We start from the raw sequence: 19,835 nt of genomic DNA, 5'->3' as shown, positions 1-19,835 counted from the left end.
ATCGCGATCGGTCATCCGATCGGCGCGTCGGGCTGCCGGATTCTCGTCACGCTGCTGCACGAAATGCAGAAGCGCGACGCGAAGAAGGGTCTGGCGTCGCTGTGCATCGGCGGCGGCATGGGTGTCGCGCTGGCGGTGGAACGTCCGTAATAAGTCACAGATAGTCACTGGCGGGATTGGGAAGGGCCAGCGGGCGGCAAGGAGATCGCCGTCCGCATAACGAAAATGGAGTGAGGAATGGCGAAGCGTATAGCGTATGTAACCGGCGGGATGGGCGGCATCGGCACCAGCATCAGCCAGCGCCTGCTTAAAGATGGCTTTACGGTCGTCGTGGGCTGCGGTCCGAATTCGCCGCGCCGGGTGAAATGGCTGGAAGACCAGAAGGCGCTCGGCTTCGAATTCATCGCCTCGGAAGGCAACGTCGGCGACTGGGAATCGACCAAGAACGCGTTCGACAAGGTCAAGGCCGAAGTCGGCGAGATCGATGTCCTCGTGAACAACGCGGGCATCACGCGCGACGTCGTGTTCCGCAAGATGACGCACGAAGACTGGACCGCCGTCATCGACACGAACCTGACGAGCCTCTTCAACGTGACGAAGCAGGTCATCGACGGCATGGTCGAGCGCGGCTGGGGCCGGATCATCAACATTTCGTCGGTGAACGGGCAGAAAGGCCAGTTCGGCCAGACGAACTACTCGACCGCCAAGGCCGGCATTCACGGCTTCACAATGGCGCTCGCGCAGGAAGTGGCCACCAAGGGCGTGACGGTCAACACCGTGTCGCCGGGCTATATCGGCACGGACATGGTGAAGGCGATCCGTCCGGAAGTGCTGGAGAAGATCGTCGCGACCATTCCGGTGCGCCGTCTCGGCACCCCGGACGAAATCGGCTCGATCTGCGCGTGGCTCGCGTCCGAAGAATCGGGCTTCGCGACCGGCGCGGACTTCTCGCTGAACGGCGGCTTGCATATGGGCTGACGGGCGGCGGCTTCCCGCGACGCCGAAACGCGCGCGGGAAGTCACCACTCGCCGGATTTATCAACGATGCGGCGAACATGCAGCAGCGCTTTTTTGCGACAACGCAAGACCTGCTTGCTGCCATCGCAGTAAAGTTTTGCGTTTAAAGGCGTTAAATGACCACCACTACTACTACAAAGAAACCCGCCGAACGACTCATCAAAAAGTATCCAAACCGTCGGCTGTACGACACGGAAACGAGCACCTACATCACGTTGTCGGATGTGAAACAGCTCGTGCTCGATCAGGAAGATTTCAAGGTGCTCGACGCGAAGTCCAACGACGACCTCACGCGCAGCATCCTTCTGCAGATCATTCTGGAAGAAGAGAGCGGCGGCCTGCCGATGTTCTCGTCGGTGATGCTCTCGCAGATCATCCGTTTCTACGGCCACGCGATGCAGGGCATGATGGGCACGTATCTGGAGAAGAACATCCAGGCGTTCATCGACATCCAGCAGAAGCTGACCGAGCAGAGCAAGGGCATCTACGACGGCAACGCGCTCAACCCCGAAGTCTGGTCGCAGTTCATGAACATGCAGGCGCCGATGATGCAGGGCATGATGACGAGCTACATCGAGCAGTCGAAAAACATGTTCGTGCAGATGCAGGAGCAGATGCAGTCGCAGGCGAAGTCGATGTTCAACACGTTTCCGTTCCCGACGCCCACGCCTTCGTCGACGGAAAAGAAGTAGTCCGGTTCGAGGGCGCGTGCGGGCGTCGAGGCTTGCGCGCCTCGGCGTGAGCGCTCGCGCGCCGTCCGTTCATTGCCCGCCCACGGCTCTCGTCGAATCGTACGCCAGCGCCGCGCCGAAATCGCCGCGATACGTATAGGCGCCGTGGTGCTCCAGTGTCGAGCGTGCATCCACGTACACCTTTCCGCCAGAATCGCGCCAGCGGCGGCAAAACGCGTAGTCCTCGGAAAGATAGCGCCCGGTTTCCGGCTCGACCATCACGTCGAAGAAGCGATGGCAGTAGCCGTGCAACGGCGAATCCGGCGGCGCGTCGGGCACGTAGCGCAACTCGGGCATGCGCGCGATCATCGTTTCGAGCACCGCGCGGCGTATGCACATGAAGCCCGTCGGCGCCTCGTCCACTTTCATGAAGCCGTCGTCGTCCACTTCGAGGCGCGCGCCGTCATGCGAATTCACCGGATAGCGCAACGCGCGTTCGAGAAACTGCGCTTGCGTGAGCCCGGCGGGAATCTCGCCCGTCCAGTCGATGCGCTTGAGCGGATACACGCCGGCGACGACATCGCGACCCGCGAGCAGCAGACGCAGCACCTGCTCCGGCGTGAAGCCGATATCGGCATCGATCCAGAAGAGATGCGTGTGCTCCGTATGCATCAGAAAATGCGCGACGGCTTCATTGCGCGCGCGTGACGAGACTTTCGCCGGCGCAGATGCGCATCGAGCCTCGCACGCCGAGGCGCCAGAGCTCGTTGGTGAGCGTGAGCATGCTGGTGGGGTAGCCGGACGTCACTTGGCCCGAGTAGCAGGGCGTGACGAAGAGCGGATTGAAATGGCGCAGCGCTGAGTAGTCGAGCATGAAACCGATGTGTGATTCGAAGCAATGAGAGACGCGGGAAGCCGCGGATTCGCTCGAGTTTGCTGCGCGCCAGCTTCAATCGGAATGAGACAAAGGAAAAGGGGGCCGAGCCGTGTCGGCGGCTCGCCGATGTAAAATAGTGGATTGGCCTGTTGCGTTCCCACAAGACACTCTTCCCGTGAAAAATTCTTTAGATTCAATCGATTCACTCGATTCACTCGCCAGGACGAAGCCCGCGCCGAAAATCGGCATGGTGTCGCTCGGCTGCCCGAAAGCGCTCGTCGATTCCGAGCAGATCATGACGCAGTTGCGCGCCGAAGGTTACGAAATCTCCGGCACCTATGACGGCGCGGACCTCGTCGTCGTCAACACCTGCGGCTTCATCGACGAAGCCGTGCAGGAAAGCCTCGACGCCATCGGCGAGGCGTTGAGCGAGAACGGCAAGGTCATCGTGACCGGCTGTCTCGGCGCGAAAAAGAGCGCGAGCGGTTCGGGCCTCATCGAGGAAGTGCATCCGAAAGTGCTGGCCGTCACCGGTCCGCACGCGACCAACGAAGTCATGAACGCGGTGCATATGCATCTGCCGAAACCGCACGATCCGTTCACCGATCTCGTGCCGCCCGCCGGCATCAAGCTGACGCCGCGCCACTACGCTTACCTGAAGGTTTCGGAAGGCTGCAACCATCGCTGCACGTTCTGCATCATCCCGTCGATGCGCGGCGATCTCGTCTCGCGCCCCGTCGCCGAAGTCATGCTGGAAGCCGAAAATCTGTTCAAGTCCGGCGTGAAGGAACTGCTCGTGATTTCGCAGGACACGAGCGCGTACGGCGTCGACGTGAAATACCGCACGGGTTTCTGGAACGGCAAGCCGCTCAAGACGCGCATGACCGAGCTCGTCGGCGCGCTCGGCGAACTCGCCGCGCAGTACGGCGCGTGGGTGCGCCTGCATTACGTGTATCCGTATCCGAGCGTCGACGAAGTCATCCCGATGATGGCCGAAGGCCCGCTGCGCGGCCACGTTCTGCCGTATCTCGACGTGCCGTTCCAGCACGCGCATCCCGAAGTGCTGAAGCGCATGAAGCGCCCGGCGAACGCGGAAAAGGTGCTCGAGCGCGTGAAGACATGGCGCGAAATCTGTCCCGATCTGACGATTCGCAGCACGTTCATCGCGGGCTTTCCGGGCGAGACGGAAGAGCAGTTTCAGACGCTGCTGGATTTCCTGAAGGAAGCGGATCTGGATCGCGTCGGCTGCTTCGCGTATTCGCCGGTCGAAGGCGCAACGGCGAACGAACTCGACGGCGCGTTGCCCGACGAAGTGCGCGAGGATCGCCGCGCGCGCTTCATGGAACTCGCGGAAGAACTGTCCGCGAAGCGCATGAAGAAGAAGGTCGGCAAGACGCTCAAAGTGCTCGTCGATGAAGTGGGCGCGGAAGGCGGCATCGGCCGCACGGCGGCGGACGCGCCGGAAATCGACGGCGTCGTGTACATCGCGCCGACGACGAAGGCATCGAAGCGCTACAAGGCCGGCGACTTCGTGTCGGTGAAGATCACCGGCGCCGATGGCCACGATCTCTGGGGCGAGGTCTAAAGCCATGCCAGGGATGCCGCACGTCCTCGCGCTCGGCGAGGCCATGATCGAGTTCAATCAGTCGACGCGCGATCAGCCGAACTATCTGCAAGGCTTCGGCGGCGACGTCTCCAACTTCCTGATCGCGGCATCGCGCCAGGGCGCGGCGACGGGCTTCGTGTCCGCGGTCGGCAACGATCACTTCGGGCAATTGCTGCTCGATCTGTGGCGCGCGGAAAACGTCGATACGTCGACGGTGCGCGTCGATCACGATGCGCCCACGGGCGTCTATTTCGTGTCGCACGGCGAGAGCGGGCATCGCTTCGACTATCTGCGCGCGGGTTCGGCGGCGAGCCGCTACGCGCCGTCGCACTTGCCGCTCGATGCGATCGCCGCCGCGAAGGTCGTGCATCTGTCGGGCATCAGTCTCGCGATCGGCGTGGCCGCCTGCGATGCCGCGCTCGCCGCGATCGACCATGCGCGCACGCACGGCGTCAAGGTCAGCTTCGACACGAACCTGCGGCTGAAGCTGTGGCCGCTCGCGCGCGCCCGCGCGGTCATGCTCGAAGCGATCCGCGCAACCGACATCTGCCTGCCGAGCTGGGACGACGTCACGCTGCTCACCGGCCACGAAGACAAAGACGCGATCGTCGATGCGCTGCTGAACCTCGGTCCGAAGGTCGTCGCGCTGAAGCTCGGCAAGGAAGGCGCGTATATCGCGACGCCGGACGAGCGGCGCGTGGTGCCGGGCCGCGTCGTGCAGGCGGTCGATGCGACGGGGGCGGGCGACTGCTTCGGCGGGGCGTTCATCGCGCGCATCGTTGCAGGCGACGATCCTTTCGCCGCGGCGCGCTACGCGAACGTCGCCGCGGCTTTGTCGACACAAGGTTTTGGCGCAGTGGCGCCGATCCCGCGAAAGGACGAGGTCGAGCGCGCGCTGGCAGAATAGCCGCACCTCAAACGAAGGAGACGACAACATGCAACGTGAAGTGGTGGTGGTAAGCGGCGTGCGCACGGCGATCGGCGATTTCGGCGGTTCGCTGAAGGACTTCAGCCCGACCGATCTCGGTGCGCGCGTCGTGCGCGAAGCGCTGTCCCGCGCGAACGTCGCGGGCGATGAAGTCGGTCACGTCGTGTTCGGCAACGTCGTGCATACGGAGCCGCGCGACATGTATCTCGCGCGCGTCGCGGCGCTCGACGGCGGCGTCACGCAGCATGCGCCCGCGCTCACGGTGAACCGTTTGTGCGGCTCGGGCTTGCAGGCGATCGTGTCGGCGTCGCAGTCCATTCTGCTCGGCGATGCCGATGTCGCCATCGGCGGCGGCGCGGAAAGCATGAGCCGCGCGGCGTACATCATGCCCGCCGCGCGCTTCGGCCAGCGCATGGGCGACACGCGCATCGTCGACATGATGGTCGGCGCGCTGAACGACCCGTTCGACAAGATCCACATGGGCGTGACGGCCGAGAACGTCGCGGCGAAGTTCGGCATCACGCGCGAGATGCAGGACGCGCTCGCGCTCGAATCGCACCGGCGCGCGGCGAAAGCGATCGAAGCCGGCTATTTCAAGGATCAGATTCTGCCGATCACGCTCGCTTCGAAGAAAGGCGACACCGTGTTCGACCGCGACGAGCACGTTCGCCTGAACGCCACCGCCGAAGACTTCGCGAAGCTCAAGCCGGTTTTTGCGAAGGAAAACGGCACGGTGACGGCGGGCAACGCGTCGGGCATCAACGATGCGGCCGCGGCCGTCGTGCTGATGGAACGCTCGCTTGCGGAAAAGCGCGGCGCGAAACCGCTCGCGCGGCTCGTCGCGTACGCGCACGCGGGCGTCGATCCGAAGATCATGGGCATCGGCCCGGTTCCCGCGACGCAGAAGGTGCTGGAGCGCGCGAGCCTCTCCGTCGACGATCTCGACGTCATCGAAGCAAACGAGGCGTTCGCCGCGCAGGCGTGCGCCGTATCGCAGGAACTGAAGCTCGATCCCGCGAAGGTCAATCCGAACGGCTCGGGCATTTCGCTCGGGCATCCGATCGGCGCGACCGGCGCGCTCATCACCGTGAAGGCGTTGTACGAACTGCAGCGCATCGGCGGGCGTTACGCGCTCGTGACGATGTGCATCGGCGGCGGCCAGGGCATCGCGGCGATCTTCGAGCGCATTTGAAGGACTCACGGATGATGCCAAGCATGAAAGGGCCGCGGACGGTCGCGGCCTTGACGATCTTCGCCGCGCTTGCCGCGTGCAATTCGCCGATGCCGGCGGGCCAGACCGGCGTGCAGGCGCAGAACGCACGCGAGCCAGCGGGCGCCGACGCGCACGGCGCGCAAGCCGCGATCAAGGAACTCGCCCTGCCGCCGCTGAAGCCGCTCACGCCGAATCCGGAGTACGCGAAGTTTCCGCGCTACGTCGGCACGCTCGGCGACAAGCAGATCGAGATGAAACTCGGCGCGAAAACCGACGAGCCCTCCGGCGTGCACGGCGAGTACCGGTTCGCCGGCAGCCCGAACGTGATTCTCGTCGCGGGCGACCGCGACGGCGACACGCTCGAAATCGAGGAATCGAACGACGGCACGCACATCACGGGCAACTGGGTCGGCAAGTTCGCGGCGGACGGCAGCGTGTCCGGCGAGCGCATGAACCCGGACGATTCGAACCCGCAGCCGTTCGATCTGCGGCCCGCCGCGGCCGGCAAGACCTTGCCCGCGACGGGCACCGCGAAGGCGCCGCCCGCGCCGTCGCTGGAACCTGCGCCGCCCGCGCCGCCCAAGAATGCCGTGGGCGGCACGAGCAACGTCATCATCGGCGAATGATTCGCTCTGTCTTCACCCCGCCGGGCGTTCCGGCGGCGGTCTCTTTTCATTCCGTATTGCAAAGCCATGACTGATTCCAGCAGCAAGGACCGCGATCTGCAAACCCGCATCGTTCAGCCTGAAGACCGCATCACGCCCGGCTTCGAGTCGTTCTCGGTGCCGGTCGCGCGCGCATCGACGGTCGTGTTTCCCGATCTCGCCTCGATGCGCTCGCTCGTCTGGAGCGACGATTCGAAGTGGCGCTACGGCCTGCACGGCACGCCGACGACCATCGCGCTCGCGCAGCGTCTCGCCGCGATCGAGGGCGGCGAATTCGCGCTGCTGCAGCCGTCGGGGCTCGCCGCGATCTCCAACATCTACTTCGGTCTCGTGAAAGCGGGCGATCACGTTCTCGTGCCCGACAACGCCTACGGTCCGAATCGCGATCACGCCGACTGGCTCGCCGCCGATTTCGGGCTGGAAGTGACCTATTACGATCCGATGACCGGCGCGGGCATCGCCGATTCGATCCGTCCGAACACGAAGCTGATCTGGCTCGAAGCGCCCGGCTCGGTGACGATGGAAGTGCAGGACGTGCCGGCGATCGTCGCCGTCGCGCGCGCGAAGGGCATCGTCACGGCGATCGACAACACGTTTTCCGCGGGCCTCGCGTTCAAGCCGTTCGAGCATGGCGTCGACATTTCCGTACAGGCGTTGACGAAATATCAGTCGGGCGGCAGCGACATCCTGATGGGCGCGACCATCACGCGCGATGAGGAACTGCACAAGAAGCTCAAACGCGCGCGGATGCGTATGGGCATCGGCGTGTCGGCGGACGATGCGTCGCTCGTGCTGCGCAGCCTGCCGTCGATGAAAGTGCGCTACGAAGCGCACGACCGCACCGCGTACGCGCTCGCCCAGTGGCTCAAGACGCGGCCCGAAGTGAAGGCGGTCCTGCATCCGGCGCTGGAGGATTGTCCCGGCCACGCGTTCTTTGCGCGCGACTTCAAGGGCGGTGCGGGCGGGCTGTTTTCGATCGTCTTCGATGGCCGCTACACGAGCGCGCAAGTCGATGCGTTCGTCGAAGCGCTCGAACTGTTCTCGATCGGCTGGAGCTGGGGCGGCGCGCACAGCCTCGCGATGCCGTACAACATCCGCTCGATGCGCACCGCGTCGCAATGGCCGCACGAAGGCGTGCTGGTGCGTTTCTACGTCGGTCTCGAAGCGGAAGCGGATTTGCGCGCGGATCTCGAAGCCGCGCTCGCCAAGGCGTTCGCCTGAATGAAAACGGCGCCCCGAAGGCGCCGTTTTCACATCGATCAGAAGAGCCGCAACAAGCCGTCGAGTCCGACGAAGTTGAACGCGAGACTCGCCGATTGCCGCACGACCGGCTTCGCGCGGAACGCGACCGATAATCCGGCTTCCGCCATCATCTTCAGGTCGTTCGAGCCGTCGCCCATTGCGATCGCGCGTTTCGGATCGATGCCGATCTGCGCGCACGTTTCGATGAGCGTGCGCGCCTTCACATCCGCGTTCACGATCTCGCCGACGACCTTGCCGGTCAGCTTCCCATCGACGATTTCGAGCGTATTCGCGCGCGTGTAATCGAGGCCGAGCCGCGCCTTCAGACGCTCGGTGAAGAACGTGAAGCCGCCCGACACGAGCAGCGTTTTCAGGCCCGCCGCGCGCGCGCCTTCGAGCATGCGTTCCGCGCCCGGCGACAGTTGCAGGCGCTCTTCGTAGACGCGTTCCAACGCGCTTGCATCGAGACCTTTGAGGAGCGCGACGCGGCGCGTGAGGCTCTCGTTGAAGTCCTTGATCTCGCCGCGCATCGACGCTTCGGTGATTGCCGCGACTTCGGCTTTCAGCCCGCAAAAATCCGCGATTTCGTCGATGCACTCGATCGTGATGAGCGTCGAATCCATGTCCATCGCGACGAGGCCGAAATCGGCGAGCTTCGCGTTCGCTTCGATAAGGGCGTAATCGAGCGCATGGGTGCCGCAATAAGCGTCGATGTCGGGGCGCTGCAGCGGATCGGCGTCGATGAGACGCAGAAGGGTGTCGTCGACGCGCTGCGTCTCTTTGGCGCGTGCGAGCGCCGCGAGCGGCCGCAGATGCGAATCGGAAATGGCGCTGGGACTTTGAATGACGAGGTTCATCAAAAAGAGCAGGAAAGGGCGGCGAAACCGCCATTGTAAAGAACCTTCAGCGCTGCACGCGCGCCGGATCGACATCCCAGTAAGGCGGCTCGCCGAACTGTACTGCGAGGAAGTCGATGAACGCGAGCGTCTTCGGCGGCACGAACGCGCGGCTCGGATACACCGCCCAGATCGCGACGGTCTGCGCGAGCGGGTAATCGTCGAGCACGGTGACGAGTTCGCCGCTCGCGAGCAAGGGCGCGACGCTCCACGTCGATTTGAGGCCGATGCCGATGCCCGCCGCGAGCGCATCCCGGATCACTTCGCCGTTGTCCGTCACGATGCGCCCGGACACGCGCACGTCGATGACGCCCGTCGGCGTGACGAAGCTCCAGTCGCGCTGATCGGCGAGGATCACGCATTCGTGATCGACGAGATCGGCGGGATGGCGCGGCGTGCCGTGTTCGGCGAGATACGCGGGCGATGCGCACAGCACGCGCCGGTTGCTCGCGAGCTTTTTCGCGACGAGCGTCGAATCCTTCAGCGCGCCGATGCGGATCGCGAGGTCGATGCCTTCATCGACGAGATCGACGATCTGATCGGTCATGCGCAAATCGACGGTCACGCCGGGAAACTGGCGCAGAAACGCCGGAATCAGCGGCGAGATGTGCTGGCGGCCGAGCGAAGACGGCATCGTCACGCGCAGCCGGCCATGCGGATGCGCCCGCGCGCGCCCGACCGATGCGCGCGCGGCTTCGGCGGCGTCGAGCAGTTCGCGCGCGCGCGCCGCGAAAATCTCGCCTTCCTGCGTGACGGAGACCCGCCGCGTCGTGCGATGCAGAAGCCGCGTGCCGAGCATGCGCTCCAGCCCGGCGATGCGCGCGCTCGCCACCGCCGGCGACAAGCCGAATTCCCGCGCCGCCGCCGACAGATTCGCCAGCGCCGCCGCGCGCACAAAAAGGCCGACGTCGAGCAGATCGAGCCGCTCGCGCGTCGTGTCTTCCGTTACAGGATCGCTCGCCATTCGATGGATTTCCCGAAAAATGTTTCAGCGATTATGACGGTTTTCGAAAGACCGATCGCACTTTAAGATCGAATCCAGTCCACTCACGACGGAGCAAAAAATGAAAGCCATCGGTTTGACCCGCTATCTCCCGATTTCCAATCCCGAATCGCTCGTCGATATCGAACTCGACAAGCCCACGCCGACCGGCCGCGATCTGCTCGTGAAAATCGAAGCGATCGCCGTCAATCCCGTCGACACGAAAGTGCGCGCGCCGAAAGACAAGGTCGAGGAGACGCCGCGCGTGCTCGGCTGGGACGCGGCGGGCGTCGTGGAAGCGGTCGGCCCGGACGTGACGCTCTTCAAGGCCGGCGATCCGGTCTACTACGCGGGCGACATTACGCGTCAAGGCGCGAACAGCGAGTTTCATCTGATCGACGAGCGCATTGTCGGCGCGAAGCCGAAATCGCTCGATTTCACCCACGCCGCCGCGCTGCCGCTCACGACGATCACCGCGTGGGAAGCGCTCTTCGAGCGGCTCGGCGTGTCGGCGGAAGGCAAGGACGCGGGCAAGTCGGTGCTGATTATCGGCGGCGCGGGCGGCGTCGGCTCGATCGGCATTCAGCTGGCGAAGCGCGTCGCGAAATTGCAGGTGATCGCCACTGCCTCGCGGCCCGAATCGGCGAAATGGGCCGAAGACCTCGGCGCGGATCACATCGTCAATCACTTCGACGACATTCCGAAGCAGATGAAGGCAATCGGCTTTCCCGAAGTCGATTACGTGCTGATCTTCAACGACACCGACAAGCATTTTCCCGCGGCCGCCGACGTCATCAAGCCGCAAGGCGGCATCGCGTCGATCGTCGAGAACGCGCAGCCCGTTCCCGTCGAATTGCTGAAAGCGAAGAGCGCGGCGTTTCACTGGGAGTTCATGTTCACGCGCGCGATGTTCAAGACGCCCGACATGATCGAGCAGCACAAGCTGCTGTCCGAAGTGGCGCGGCTGATCGACGCAGGCACCATCCGCACGACGCTCGGGAAGAATCTCGGCGCGATCAACGCGGCGAATCTGCGCGAGGCGCATCGCCTTCTGGAAGAAGGGCGCACGGTCGGCAAGCTCGTGCTGACCGGCTTCTGACGAATGTGTTGACGAACATCATCGACGTTGCTGCTCACGCGGGTTTTCCACTAGGATGAGCCAGCGGGCGGGGCGCTAGACTGGATCGGCCCTACAGCTTGCCGGCGCTTCGCGGCGCCGGTCTTTCCTTCCAAGCGCTCGATACGGAGGTGGCGGCATGAATCGTCGTTTGATCGTTCGTCGCATCGTTTCCGTCGCCGCGCTCGCGCTGTTCGCAGCGACCGCCCACGCGACGCCAGGCATCAAGGTTCTCTCCGAAGCGCCCAATGACGGCCCCATCAAGTACACGGTGAAGATGGCGTCGAAGAATTTCGGCAATGAGCAGGAAACGCGCACCATCCGCTCGGGCCAGACGGACGACTTCACCTGGCAGGGCACCGCGCCGAGCGGCGCGCAGGCCGTACCGGACGGGTGCCCGCAGGCGGCGTCGGTGCCCAAAAGCGCCGACGGGCAGGCGGTGCGGCAAGTGCAGATCCGCTTCGCGCCGGTCGTCGCGGACAACGGCGCGGCGAACGTGCAGATCAGCTTTCGCGCGTACGCGCCGAAGGGCACGAGCAAGGTGACCGTGGGCGGCAAGAGCCTGCAATGCCCCGTCGATAATCGCTTCAGCCAGATCGTGCGCTTCTCGATGCCGACTTCTACCGGCTCCAAGAAAACCGTCACGCTCGATGACGGCACGCAGTTGACCGTCACCGCGAGCCGCAAGTAACTCGATGGACGCGCCAGCCTTCCCGGCGCGTTTTTTCGATGCCGCATACGCAACTAACTGTCTTGTTTTCCGAACCGCGCAAACTTGTCGCGCAAACTCATCCTCAGTAAAGCTTACAGATGAACGGCTGCACGCAAGCGCGGGCGACCCGGCGCGCCGTGCGTCCGCACGCCCGCGCCGCTTGGCACGCTTTGTGCGATTCTTGTCGATGCCGCGCTGAAAACAGCGCGCAGAAACGCTTGGGCGCATGTTCCCGAGCGTATCCATCGATTCGATCCGACAGCGAAGGTGCCGCAATGCCGCACATGATCTGGAAAGGCGCGATCAGCTTCGGGCTGGTCCACGTGCCCGTGCAACTCTATCCGGCGACGCAGTCGGAGAAGGTCGGCTTCAACCTGCTCGACAAGCGCTCGATGGACCCGATCGGCTACAAGCAGATCAACAAGAACACGGGCAAGGAAGTCACGCGCGACAACATCGTGCGCGGCTTCGAATACGAGAAGGGCAAGTACGTCGTGATGACCGACGCCGAAATCCGCGCGGCCAATCCCGAATCGACGCAGACGGTCGATATTCTCGCCTTCGTCGATGCGCCCGAGATCTCGTTCCTCTCGCTCGATACGCCGTACTACCTCGCGCCCGATCGCAAAGGCGAAAAGGTCTACGCGCTGCTTCGCGATGCGCTGAAGGATACGGGCAAGGTCGGCATCGCGAGCGTCGTGCTGCACAACAAGCAGCATCTGGCGGCGCTGATTCCGGTCGGCCCCGCGCTCGCGCTCAACACACTGCGCTGGGGCGACGAAGTGCGCGACTTCAGCCAGTTCATGTTCCCGGACGAAGACACGAAAAAGGCCGGCGTCACGCCGAAGGAACTCGAAATGGCCAAGCGTCTCATCGACGACATGAGCGACACCTGGGACCCGACGAAGTATCACGACACCTTCAAGGACGACATCATGGCGCTCGTCGACAGGAAGGTGAAGGAAGGCAAGGTTGCCGAGGTGATGAAGATTGACGAAGGTGGCGAGGAAAAGGCATCCGCCGACATCCTCGACTTGTCCGAACTGCTCAAGCGCAGCCTGAAGAAAGGCGGCGCGGCGAAACGCGGCGGCAAGGCCGCGCAATCCGATGACGATTCGGGCGACGAAAGCGGCGAGGAAACCGCGCGTCCGGCACGCAAGACGACGCGCCGCAAACGCGCATAAGCGCACGACCCAACGACGATGGCTGAGAAACTCGAAACCTATCAACGGATGCGGCGTTTCGACAAGACGCCGGAGCCGTCCGGCGCCACGAAGCGCAGCGCGCGCGCGAAAAAGGCCACGCAAAGCGCGCTGTCCTTCGTGATTCAGGAACACGACGCACGCCGCTTGCATTACGACTTCCGTCTCGAACTCGATGGCACGCTCAAATCATGGGCGGTGCCGAAAGGGCCGAGTCTCGATCCGTCGGTGAAGCGGCTGGCGGTGCACGTCGAAGATCATCCGCTCGATTACGGCTCGTTCGAAGGCGAGATTCCCGAGGGCAACTACGGCGCGGGCAGCGTCATCGTGTGGGATCGCGGGACCTGGGCGCCGCAATCGGGCAGCGTCGAGGACGCGGCGCGCGAGTATGCAAAGGGCAAGCTCAAGTTCACGCTCGACGGCGAAAAGCTGCACGGCGGCTGGACGCTCGTGAAAAGCCACATGCGCGGCAGCGGCGACAAGGAGCAATGGCTGCTGATCAAGGAGCGTGACGACGAAGCGCGTCCCGAAGCCGAGTACGACATCTTGCTGAAGAAACCCGGCAGCGTGCTGTCCGATTCGCTCGGCGCACGCGACGAAACCGGTGCGCTGCGCGAGCGCAACGAACGCAAGGCGGGCGCGAAGAAAGCGCCGGCGCGCAAGACCTCGGCGAAAGCAGCGAAGGCGGGGAATGGTCACGCGCATCCGGATATCGTCGCGAATCGCAACGCCGAGTCGTTGCGCACGTTGTCGCACGAACCGGCGATCGAAGGCGCGCAAAAGGCGAAGCTGCCCGCGACGCTCAAGCCGCAACTCGCCACGCTCGTCGATGCCGCGCCGCCCGGAGATGATTGGGGCTACGAAATAAAGTTCGATGGTTATCGCGTGCTCGCGCGCATCGAAACGGTGAAGGGCAAGCGCGAAGTTCGCATCTATACGCGCAACGGCAACGACTGGACCGCGAAGTTCTCGAAGCAGGTGAAGGCGCTCGACAAGCTCGATATCGAAAGCGGCTGGCTGGACGGCGAAGCCGTGGTGCTCGACGAGCGCGGCTTGCCCGACTTCCAGGCGCTGCAGAACGCATTCGACGTGGGGCGCCCGCAAGACATCGTCGTCTATTTCTTCGACGTGCCGTATCTGAACGGCTACGACTTGCGCAACGTGCCGCTCGTGCAACGCCGCGCGATCCTGAAGGCGGTCATCGAGCCGCTCGACGATCCGGTGCTGCGCTTCTCGCAAGACTTCGCCTTTCACGCCGACGACCTGCTCAAGAGCGCTTGCGACATGGCGCTGGAAGGCATCATCGGCAAGCGGATCGACAGCACCTATGTCTCGGGGCGCAGTGCGTCGTGGATCAAGCTCAAGTGCAGACGCCGCCAGGAATTCGTGATCGGCGGCTATTCGGAGCCCTCTGGCAGCCGCGGGCAGTTCGGCGCGCTGCTGCTCGGCGTCTACGATACGGACGGCAAGTTGCAGTACGCAGGGCGCGTCGGCAGCGGCTTCGATCACGCGACGCTCGTCGCGGTGAAGAAGGAACTCGACAAGCGCGAGACTCAACGCATGCCCTTTGCAAGCGAGCCGCAGGAACGCAGCCGCACGCCCGTGCATTGGGTGAAGCCCGAGCTCGTGGCCGAATGCAATTTCGCGGAATGGACCAAGGAGCGCATCGTGCGACAAGCATCGTTCGTCAGTTTGCGGGACGATAAACCCGCGCGTCAGATCGTGAAGGAAGAGCCCGTGGCCGCGAAGAAAGTCGCGGCAAAGAAAATCGCGGCGAAGAAGACGACGGCCGCGAAAAAGGCCAAGGCAAGTCCGGCTGAAATCGAAGGCGTGAAGATCAGCCATCCGGATCGCGTGATCGACAAATCGACGGGGCTGACCAAGCTCGACGTCGTCGAGTATTACGCGTCGGTCGCCGACTGGATGCTGCCGCATCTGAAGGATCGGCCGGTGTCGCTCGTGCGCGCGCCGGAAGACATCGGCGGCGAGCTGTTCTTTCAGAAGCACAGCGCGAAGCTCGCGATTCCGCATATCACGCAGCATCCCGATATCGATCCGGGACATCCGCCGCTGCTCACGATCGAATCGTCGCAGGCGCTCGTCGGCACCGCGCAGATGGGCACGATCGAGCTGCATACGTGGAACGCGGTGGCGTCGAACATCGAGAAGCCGGATCGCATGATCTTCGATCTCGATCCGGGCGAAGGCGTCGGCTGGGAACGCATGATCGAGGCCGCGAAGCTCACGAAGGATCTGCTCGTCGAGCTCGGTCTCACGTCGTTCTGCAAGACGAGCGGCGGCAAGGGCTTTCATGTGGTCGTGCCGCTTGCGAAGCAGGCGAGCTGGGACGACATGAAGGATTTCTCGCAGGCCGTCGCGCAGCATATGGCGAGCACGCTGCCCAAGCTCTTCTCCGCGAAAATGGGCATGCAGAATCGCAAGGGCAAGATCTTCATCGACTATCTGCGCAACAACCGCGGCTCCAGCACGGTCGCCGCATTCTCGCTGCGCGCGCGGCCGGGGCTCGGCGCATCCATGCCGCTTGCCTGGGACGAACTCGATTCCGTCACGAGCGGCGATCAATGGCATATCGGCAACGTGCGCGAGCGGCTCGATGCGCTGAAGAGCGATCCGTGGGCGGGCTATGACAAGGCGCGTCAGCGGCTCACGGCGGAGATGAAGAAGCGGCTTGGCATGAACGCATCGCGCAAGTGAGCGTTCACAAGGAGACGAACATGAAGCAGGCGAACGCGGGCCCGAAGAGCGTGCCCGAACGCGGACGCGAAATGGCGAGCAAGGATCGCGAGAAGCAGGCGCGCGACGATGCGTCGAACGCGCCGCTGCCTCACGAGGCGGATCAGAACGTCGAATCGCAACGCGAACATGGCGCGCGCGATGTTGGCAAGCAGGCGCACGAGGACCTCGAACACGGTCTCGTCGACACGGACCGGCGCGGCGGCGGCGACTATCAGCGCGACACGCAGCGCGACGAACATGCGAATGCGAACAGCGGCGAAGGGCAGTCGAAGGAGCGCTGAACCGAACGGTGAAAAGCCTTCGCGGATGGCAGCGCGCGGGCCGCTTGCGTAGAATGATTCGTTGATCGGGAGCGGGCTTGAACGCAACGTTCGCCGCGTTTTTTCTACCGATGCGCGTATTTCAACAAGCGCGCAAACCGGTAAGCCCTTCCGATGCTTGCATCCCATGACCGCTTTGCGGACTGAAGCCAACACAACGGAACATGCCACTCGACCTTCTGTCCCGTCTGAAGAACGAAACCGCTGCGTGCCACGCGCGGCTGGAGAATGCGCTCGACCTGATGCGGGACGACCTTCAGCGCGACGAATACATCGCGCTGCTCGAACGATTCTATGGTTACGTCGCGCCGTGGGAAGACGCGGCGGCCGCGTGCCTGCCGTCGTCGCTCGCGGACTTTTTCGATGCGCGCCGCAAGGCGTCGCTCCTCGCCGCCGATCTCGCCGCGCTGACGGGTGAAACGCCGTCCGCCGGATCGCTGCCGCAAGCCGGCGCGCGCGATGACCTGCCGCGTATGGACAACATCGGCGATGCCATCGGCTCGATGTACGTGATGGAAGGCAGCACGCTCGGCGGCCGCTTCATCGCGCCGCATGTGGCCGCGCGTCTCGATCTCGCGCCGGGCATCGGCAACGCGTATTTCGACGGCTACGGCCCGCGCACGGGCAGCATGTGGAACGCGTTTCGCGAGACCGCGGCGGCAAGCGTGCCCGAACGCCTTCACGACGATGCGGTGAAAGCCGCCATCGCGACGTTCGAAAGTCTGCAAGCGTGGCTGTGTCCTGAAGCAATCGGCATCGAGTATTCGCAGCCCGCGCCGGGAGCGGGTTCATGAGCGAGTCCGCGAGCGAGCCGCCCATCGGCGCGAGGGCCGTGCGCGAAGCATCGCAAGGACCGCCCGATGCCGAAGCGCGCCGGCGCACGCTCAGCTCGGGCGTCGCCAGCCAGGACTGCGATGCCGAGCCGATCCACATTCCCGGCGGCATCCAGCCGCATGGATTTCTGCTCGTGCTGTCCGACGATCTGCACATCCTGCAGGTCAGCGAGAACCTCGTCTCGCTGACGAACGCGGGTGTCGACGAACTGCTCGGCGCTCCGCTCGATGTCGTGCTCGGCGCGGCGGGCGCGCAGCGCATCGGGCAGGCGGCCGCCACGTCCGCGCTCGACGACGCGCCGCTTTACATCGGCCCGATCGATCTCGCGCCGTCGTCGTCCGATAAGGCGTTGCGCCTCGATGTGACGATACATCGTCATGACGGCACGCTCATCGTCGAGATGGAGACCGCCGCCGCGACGGGCGATGCGTTCGCGTCGATGTATCCGCTCGTCCGCACGTTCGCGCGCGGGCTGCAGGAGGGCGGCAGCGTGCAGGCGCTCGCGGAGCTCGCCGTGCGCGAAGTGCGGGCGATCACGGGCTTCGGCCGCGTGATGCTCTATAGCTTCGACGAGGAAGGCCGCAGCCACGTGCTCGCCGAGGACCGCGACGCGAGTTATCCGTCGTTCCTGCATCAGTTCTTCCCGGCGTCGGACATTCCGCGTCAGGCACGCGCGCTGTATCTGAAGAACCGTATCCGCCTCGTCGCCGATGTCGACTACACGCCCGCGCGCCTCGTGCCGAGCGTGAATCCCGTCACCGGCCGCCCCACCGATCTCACGTTTGCGACGCTGCGCAGCTTCTCGCCCGTGCATCTGGAGTACATGCGCAACATGGGCACGCATGCGTCGATGTCCGTGTCGATCGTCGTGCGGGGACAGTTGTGGGGACTCATCTCGTGTCACGATCACAGCGCGCGCATCGTGCCGTTCAATACGCGCGTCGCGGTCGAGCATCTCGGGCACATGCTGTCCTTGCAGATCGAAGCGAAGGAAGAGCGCGCCGAGGGCGAATATCTGAGCGCGCTGCGCCGCACGATGAGCCGCCTGATTTCGGCGATGGGCGAGCACGAGAACTTCGTCGCCGGCTTGCGCGCCGTGCCGGGCGACGTACTGAGTTTCGCGCGTTCGGCGGGCGCGGCGATCGTCTTCGACGATCAGGTCACGCTGCTCGGCGCAACACCGGACGAGGACACCGTGCGCGCGCTCACGCACTGGCTCGCGGAAAACACGTCCGGCGTGTGGGCGACGGATTCGCTCGCGCGCGAATGGCCGCCCGCCAAGGCGCACGAAGACAAGGCGTGCGGCGTGCTCGCGGTGCCGGTCTCGCAGATCTTCCGCAACTATTTGCTTTGGTTCCGTCCCGAACTGATGCAGACGATCGAATGGGCGGGCGAGCCGGTCAAGATCGAAAGCGCGGATGGCTCGAGCGCGCCGCGCACGAGCTTTTCGCCGTGGCTCGAAACGGTGCGCGGCCATTCGGCGCTGTGGCGTCAGAGCGAGCTCGAAATCGCCGCCGAACTGCGCGGCGCGCTGCTGAACATCGTGCTGCGCCGCGCGGAAGAGCGCGCGGAACTCGCGACCGAACTCACGCGCGCGAACAAGGAGCTGGAGGCGTTCTCGTATTCGGTATCGCATGATCTGCGCGCGCCGTTGCGCCATATCGCCGGATACGGCGATCTTCTGCGCGAGCAGGAAGGCGAGCGCATGTCGGACAAGAGCCGGCGGTTTCTCAACAACATGCTGGAATCTGCGCGTTTCGCGGGCACGCTCGTCGACGACCTGCTGACGTTCTCGCAGATGGGCCGCGCCGCGCTCCGGCCCGCGCCGGTCGATCTCGGCCTGCTCGTGAAGTCGGTCGTGCAGGAAGTCGAGGTGGAAGGCTCGGGAAGAAGCATCGAATGGGTGATCGGCGATCTGCCGCGCGTGACCGGCGACGCCGCTTTCCTTCAGCTTGCGGTGCGCAACCTGATATCGAACGCGGTGAAATATACGCGGACGCGGGAATCGGCGAAAATCGAGATATTCGCGACCCGAAGCGGCGACGAATACGTGATCGGCGTGCGCGACAACGGCGTCGGCTTCGACATGAAGTACGGCGCGAAGCTGTTCGGGGTGTTCCAGCGCCTGCATCGCGCGGAAGAGTTCGAGGGCACGGGCATCGGGCTCGCCAACGTGCGGCGCATCATCGAGCGTCATGACGGGCGCACGTGGGCCGAAGGGCGGCTGGGAGAGGGCGCGGTATTCTATTTCTCGCTGCCCGTGACATTCCGCAACGCGAACGGGACGCAAGGCGCGCCAAATACAAAGTCAAGAAAAAACCATGCTTAAACCGATATTGCTCGTCGAAGACAATCCGAACGATCTCGAGCTCACGCTCGTCGCGCTCGACAAGAGTCAGCTCGCCAACGAGGTGATCGTGGCGCGCGACGGTCAGGAAGCCATCGACTATCTCACCTCCGAAGGCGAGTGGAAGGAGCGCGCGCCCGGCAATCCGGCGGTGATCCTGCTCGACCTGAAGCTGCCGAAGATCGACGGCCTCGAAGTGCTCGACATGATCCGCTCGAACGCATCGCTGAAGAGCGTGCCGGTGGTCATGCTCACGTCGTCGCGCGAGGAGCAGGATCTCATCCGCAGCTATGAACTCGGCGTCAACGCATATGTGGTGAAGCCGGTGGAATTCGCCGAATTCGTCGAGGCGATCAGCGATCTCGGCGTGTTCTGGGCCGTGCTCAACGAGCCGCCGCCGGGCTCGACGCGCTTTCGCCGCCCGCCGCCCGCGCAATGACCGCTGCGCC

At 64.2% G+C, this 19,835-nt stretch carries 19 protein-coding genes and 1 pseudogene; 16 read left to right on the top strand and 4 right to left on the bottom strand.

Features of this window, described 5'->3' with window-relative positions; translation table 11 throughout:
• The 3 genes and pseudogenes from NCR93_RS07740 to phaR form a co-directional block, all read left to right on the top strand.
• Nucleotides 1-150, top strand: a pseudogene (locus NCR93_RS07740) (acetyl-CoA C-acetyltransferase); the annotation flags it as partial.
• A gap of 87 nt (nucleotides 151-237) precedes the next feature.
• Nucleotides 238-978 (top strand): 3-ketoacyl-ACP reductase, encoded by a 741-nt coding sequence (locus tag NCR93_RS07735; RefSeq protein WP_008349413.1) that lies wholly within the window; start codon nucleotides 238-240, stop codon nucleotides 976-978.
• A gap of 155 nt (nucleotides 979-1,133) precedes the next feature.
• Nucleotides 1,134-1,709 (top strand): polyhydroxyalkanoate synthesis repressor PhaR, encoded by a 576-nt coding sequence (gene phaR / locus NCR93_RS07730; protein WP_033537161.1) that lies wholly within the window; start codon nucleotides 1,134-1,136, stop codon nucleotides 1,707-1,709.
• A gap of 69 nt (nucleotides 1,710-1,778) precedes the next feature.
• On the opposite strand, the gene NCR93_RS07725 is transcribed toward phaR, so the two are convergent.
• Both NCR93_RS07725 and NCR93_RS07720 read right to left on the bottom strand, forming a co-directional pair.
• Nucleotides 1,779-2,360, bottom strand: coding sequence for a hypothetical protein (locus tag NCR93_RS07725; protein ID WP_239295304.1), 582 nt, complete (start codon nucleotides 2,358-2,360; stop codon nucleotides 1,779-1,781).
• 19 nt (nucleotides 2,361-2,379) lie between these two features.
• The gene (locus NCR93_RS07720; RefSeq protein WP_239295305.1) at nucleotides 2,380-2,562 is read right to left on the bottom strand and encodes a hypothetical protein; all 183 of its coding nucleotides are present in this window, start codon (nucleotides 2,560-2,562) and stop codon (nucleotides 2,380-2,382) included.
• A gap of 250 nt (nucleotides 2,563-2,812) precedes the next feature.
• On the opposite strand from NCR93_RS07720, the gene rimO reads away from it, so the two are divergent.
• From rimO to NCR93_RS07695, 5 genes are all read left to right on the top strand, one after another.
• Nucleotides 2,813-4,150 (top strand): 30S ribosomal protein S12 methylthiotransferase RimO, encoded by a 1,338-nt coding sequence (gene rimO / locus NCR93_RS07715; RefSeq protein WP_208457004.1) that lies wholly within the window; start codon nucleotides 2,813-2,815, stop codon nucleotides 4,148-4,150.
• 4 nt (nucleotides 4,151-4,154) lie between these two features.
• The gene (locus NCR93_RS07710) at nucleotides 4,155-5,078 is read left to right on the top strand and encodes a sugar kinase (protein WP_175982250.1); all 924 of its coding nucleotides are present in this window, start codon (nucleotides 4,155-4,157) and stop codon (nucleotides 5,076-5,078) included.
• A 28-nt stretch (nucleotides 5,079-5,106) separates the two neighbouring features.
• A complete protein-coding gene (gene bktB / locus NCR93_RS07705) occupies nucleotides 5,107-6,291 on the top strand; it encodes a beta-ketothiolase BktB (protein ID WP_175982249.1) in 1,185 nt (394 codons plus the stop codon).
• Between the two features lie 23 nt (nucleotides 6,292-6,314).
• Nucleotides 6,315-6,938 carry a hypothetical protein gene (locus NCR93_RS07700; RefSeq protein WP_372492607.1) on the top strand — a complete coding sequence of 208 codons (624 nt, stop codon included), beginning with the start codon at nucleotides 6,315-6,317 and terminating at the stop codon, nucleotides 6,936-6,938.
• A 66-nt stretch (nucleotides 6,939-7,004) separates the two neighbouring features.
• Nucleotides 7,005-8,198, top strand: coding sequence for a cystathionine beta-lyase (locus NCR93_RS07695; RefSeq protein ID WP_008349419.1), 1,194 nt, complete (start codon nucleotides 7,005-7,007; stop codon nucleotides 8,196-8,198).
• Between the two features lie 38 nt (nucleotides 8,199-8,236).
• Here NCR93_RS07695 and serB read toward each other — a convergent pair whose 3' ends face one another.
• The gene (gene serB / locus NCR93_RS07690) at nucleotides 8,237-9,076 is read right to left on the bottom strand and encodes a phosphoserine phosphatase SerB (RefSeq protein ID WP_175982248.1); all 840 of its coding nucleotides are present in this window, start codon (nucleotides 9,074-9,076) and stop codon (nucleotides 8,237-8,239) included.
• A gap of 46 nt (nucleotides 9,077-9,122) precedes the next feature.
• Nucleotides 9,123-10,079: a LysR family transcriptional regulator gene (locus NCR93_RS07685; protein WP_034473407.1), complete on the bottom strand. Its 957-nt coding sequence runs from the start codon at nucleotides 10,077-10,079 to the stop codon at nucleotides 9,123-9,125.
• Nucleotides 10,080-10,179: 100 nt separating this feature from the next.
• Here NCR93_RS07685 and NCR93_RS07680 point away from each other — a divergent pair, with 100 nt between their 5' ends.
• The 8 genes from NCR93_RS07680 to NCR93_RS07645 all read left to right on the top strand — a co-directional run bounded on the left by NCR93_RS07680 (nucleotide 10,180) and on the right by NCR93_RS07645 (nucleotide 19,825).
• Nucleotides 10,180-11,196 carry a zinc-binding alcohol dehydrogenase family protein gene (locus NCR93_RS07680; RefSeq protein WP_175982247.1) on the top strand — a complete coding sequence of 339 codons (1,017 nt, stop codon included), beginning with the start codon at nucleotides 10,180-10,182 and terminating at the stop codon, nucleotides 11,194-11,196.
• A gap of 157 nt (nucleotides 11,197-11,353) precedes the next feature.
• A complete protein-coding gene (locus NCR93_RS07675) occupies nucleotides 11,354-11,905 on the top strand; it encodes a DUF6013 family protein (protein ID WP_008349423.1) in 552 nt (183 codons plus the stop codon).
• Nucleotides 11,906-12,201: 296 nt separating this feature from the next.
• Nucleotides 12,202-13,110 carry a non-homologous end joining protein Ku gene (gene ku, locus NCR93_RS07670; RefSeq protein WP_175982246.1) on the top strand — a complete coding sequence of 303 codons (909 nt, stop codon included), beginning with the start codon at nucleotides 12,202-12,204 and terminating at the stop codon, nucleotides 13,108-13,110.
• Nucleotides 13,111-13,128: 18 nt separating this feature from the next.
• Nucleotides 13,129-15,843 carry a DNA ligase D gene (gene ligD / locus NCR93_RS07665; RefSeq protein WP_034473413.1) on the top strand — a complete coding sequence of 905 codons (2,715 nt, stop codon included), beginning with the start codon at nucleotides 13,129-13,131 and terminating at the stop codon, nucleotides 15,841-15,843.
• A gap of 20 nt (nucleotides 15,844-15,863) precedes the next feature.
• The gene (locus NCR93_RS07660) at nucleotides 15,864-16,166 is read left to right on the top strand and encodes a hypothetical protein (RefSeq protein WP_175982245.1); all 303 of its coding nucleotides are present in this window, start codon (nucleotides 15,864-15,866) and stop codon (nucleotides 16,164-16,166) included.
• 203 nt (nucleotides 16,167-16,369) lie between these two features.
• Nucleotides 16,370-16,999 carry a biliverdin-producing heme oxygenase gene (locus NCR93_RS07655; protein ID WP_008349429.1) on the top strand — a complete coding sequence of 210 codons (630 nt, stop codon included), beginning with the start codon at nucleotides 16,370-16,372 and terminating at the stop codon, nucleotides 16,997-16,999.
• Nucleotides 16,996-19,368, top strand: a complete 2,373-nt coding sequence (locus tag NCR93_RS07650; RefSeq protein WP_175982244.1) for an ATP-binding protein — start codon at nucleotides 16,996-16,998, stop codon at nucleotides 19,366-19,368. The genes NCR93_RS07655 and NCR93_RS07650 overlap by 4 nt, the downstream gene beginning before the upstream one ends.
• Nucleotides 19,361-19,825 carry a response regulator gene (locus NCR93_RS07645; protein WP_008349436.1) on the top strand — a complete coding sequence of 155 codons (465 nt, stop codon included), beginning with the start codon at nucleotides 19,361-19,363 and terminating at the stop codon, nucleotides 19,823-19,825. The genes NCR93_RS07650 and NCR93_RS07645 overlap by 8 nt, the downstream gene beginning before the upstream one ends.
• The last annotated feature ends 10 nt before the right edge of the window (nucleotides 19,826-19,835 follow it).

The sequence above is a fragment of the Caballeronia sp. ATUFL_F1_KS39 genome (genome assembly GCF_023630985.1).
Classification (GTDB): Bacteria; Pseudomonadota; Gammaproteobacteria; order Burkholderiales; family Burkholderiaceae; genus Caballeronia; species Caballeronia zhejiangensis.
This window is presented reverse-complemented; position numbering and strand designations above follow the sequence as displayed.

Excerpts from the sequence above, each read along its gene's own strand:
- NCR93_RS07735 (WP_008349413.1), top strand. The coding sequence starts at position 238 with ATGGCGAAGCGTATAGCGTATGTAACCGGCGGGATGGGCGGCATCGGC.
- phaR (WP_033537161.1), top strand. The coding sequence starts at position 1,134 with ATGACCACCACTACTACTACAAAGAAACCCGCCGAACGACTCATCAAA.
- NCR93_RS07725 (WP_239295304.1), bottom strand. The coding sequence starts at position 2,360 with ATGCATACGGAGCACACGCATCTCTTCTGGATCGATGCCGATATCGGC.
- NCR93_RS07720 (WP_239295305.1), bottom strand. The coding sequence starts at position 2,562 with ATGCTCGACTACTCAGCGCTGCGCCATTTCAATCCGCTCTTCGTCACG.
- rimO (WP_208457004.1), top strand. The coding sequence starts at position 2,813 with ATGGTGTCGCTCGGCTGCCCGAAAGCGCTCGTCGATTCCGAGCAGATC.
- NCR93_RS07710 (WP_175982250.1), top strand. The coding sequence starts at position 4,155 with ATGCCAGGGATGCCGCACGTCCTCGCGCTCGGCGAGGCCATGATCGAG.
- bktB (WP_175982249.1), top strand. The coding sequence starts at position 5,107 with ATGCAACGTGAAGTGGTGGTGGTAAGCGGCGTGCGCACGGCGATCGGC.
- NCR93_RS07700 (WP_372492607.1), top strand. The coding sequence starts at position 6,315 with ATGAAAGGGCCGCGGACGGTCGCGGCCTTGACGATCTTCGCCGCGCTT.
- NCR93_RS07695 (WP_008349419.1), top strand. The coding sequence starts at position 7,005 with ATGACTGATTCCAGCAGCAAGGACCGCGATCTGCAAACCCGCATCGTT.
- serB (WP_175982248.1), bottom strand. The coding sequence starts at position 9,076 with ATGAACCTCGTCATTCAAAGTCCCAGCGCCATTTCCGATTCGCATCTG.
- NCR93_RS07685 (WP_034473407.1), bottom strand. The coding sequence starts at position 10,079 with ATGGCGAGCGATCCTGTAACGGAAGACACGACGCGCGAGCGGCTCGAT.
- NCR93_RS07680 (WP_175982247.1), top strand. The coding sequence starts at position 10,180 with ATGAAAGCCATCGGTTTGACCCGCTATCTCCCGATTTCCAATCCCGAA.
- NCR93_RS07675 (WP_008349423.1), top strand. The coding sequence starts at position 11,354 with ATGAATCGTCGTTTGATCGTTCGTCGCATCGTTTCCGTCGCCGCGCTC.
- ku (WP_175982246.1), top strand. The coding sequence starts at position 12,202 with ATGCCGCACATGATCTGGAAAGGCGCGATCAGCTTCGGGCTGGTCCAC.
- ligD (WP_034473413.1), top strand. The coding sequence starts at position 13,129 with ATGGCTGAGAAACTCGAAACCTATCAACGGATGCGGCGTTTCGACAAG.
- NCR93_RS07660 (WP_175982245.1), top strand. The coding sequence starts at position 15,864 with ATGAAGCAGGCGAACGCGGGCCCGAAGAGCGTGCCCGAACGCGGACGC.
- NCR93_RS07655 (WP_008349429.1), top strand. The coding sequence starts at position 16,370 with ATGCCACTCGACCTTCTGTCCCGTCTGAAGAACGAAACCGCTGCGTGC.
- NCR93_RS07650 (WP_175982244.1), top strand. The coding sequence starts at position 16,996 with ATGAGCGAGTCCGCGAGCGAGCCGCCCATCGGCGCGAGGGCCGTGCGC.
- NCR93_RS07645 (WP_008349436.1), top strand. The coding sequence starts at position 19,361 with ATGCTTAAACCGATATTGCTCGTCGAAGACAATCCGAACGATCTCGAG.